The organism is Actinomadura sp. GC306, assembly GCF_004348665.1.
Classification (GTDB): domain Bacteria; phylum Actinomycetota; class Actinomycetes; order Streptosporangiales; family Streptosporangiaceae; genus Spirillospora.
In genome coordinates, this window is record NZ_SMKM01000545.1 from 1 (window position 1) to 982 (window position 982).

Sequence of the window (982 nt, forward strand, 5' to 3'; positions counted from 1 at the left end):
GCCCGCGACTCCGCCCAAGACACCGCGCGGAACCGGCTGACCCGGCGGCCCGCCCCCCGCCCGTGGCGGCGGGGGGTCAGACGATCGGGCGGTTCTTCTTCACTCGGCGGCGGAAGTCGGCGAGGTAGAAGTTGAAGGGGAAGAGGCGGGCCGGGGCCGGCAGGACGCTGTTGAGGCGGCCCAGGAAGCGGGTCTGGCGGTCGAAGCGGCGCTGGTCGCGGGGGGTCCACGCGTAGCCGAGCTCGTCGCGGAACTGCTGCGGGAGGAAGCCGAGCGTGATGAAGGTGTGGTGGCGGCGCAGCAGCACGGAGACCGGGGCCGGCAGGAAGCGCAGCTCGGTCAGGTCGCGCAGGTACTTGCGCGTGACGTCGTCCATCTCGATCTTCTTGAGGCCGTCCTGCCAGTACTGCTCGAAGGCGTCCCGGTCCGCCGGCCACATGTCCGGCTTGACCTGCAGGGTCGTGCCGAGGCGGGAGCCGTAGCGGTACAGCTCCTCGGCCAGTTCGGGGGACGGCTCCCCGTAGAGGACGTCGTGGATGATCTCGACGCCCTGGTAGAGGCACGCGGCGACCCAGAGCTGGAGCTCGGGGTCGAACGCGTTGTAGGGGACGGGTTCCTTCGAGCGGACCTGCCGGTGCGCGCGGTTGACCTCGTCGCGCAGCACCTTGCGCTCCTCGTCGGTGCCGAGCAGCGCGACGGCGATGTAGGTGAGGGTCGTGCGGGTCCGCTTGATCGGGTGCTTGTCGACGCGGCCGCTCTCGACCGTGCTGTTGGCGACGCCGTGCCCGACGGGCAGCCGCGCGAGCTGCATGACCACGTTCGCGGCGGCGGCGGCGAGGGCGAGGCCGCTGATGGAGTCCCGGACGGTCTTCGGGGGGATCTCCTCCAGTGTCACGGTCATACTGACCCCACTTCCGGTGAGACATAGAGTCGATTTTCGTCTCACTGTGCCACCGTAAGTGCGTGCTTGCAAGGGCGGGGC

Annotated in this window: 1 protein-coding gene; it reads right to left on the bottom strand. The window is 70.1% G+C overall.

All coding sequences use genetic code 11. The features are described 5' to 3' along the window. Positions 1-76: 76 nt before the first annotated feature. Complete coding sequence (locus tag E1200_RS33405) at positions 77-901, bottom strand: oxygenase MpaB family protein (protein WP_131956689.1); 825 nt, start codon at positions 899-901, stop codon at positions 77-79. Between the last annotated feature and the right edge of the window lie 81 nt (positions 902-982).

Excerpts from the sequence above, each read along its gene's own strand:
- E1200_RS33405 (WP_131956689.1), bottom strand. The coding sequence starts at position 901 with ATGACCGTGACACTGGAGGAGATCCCCCCGAAGACCGTCCGGGACTCC.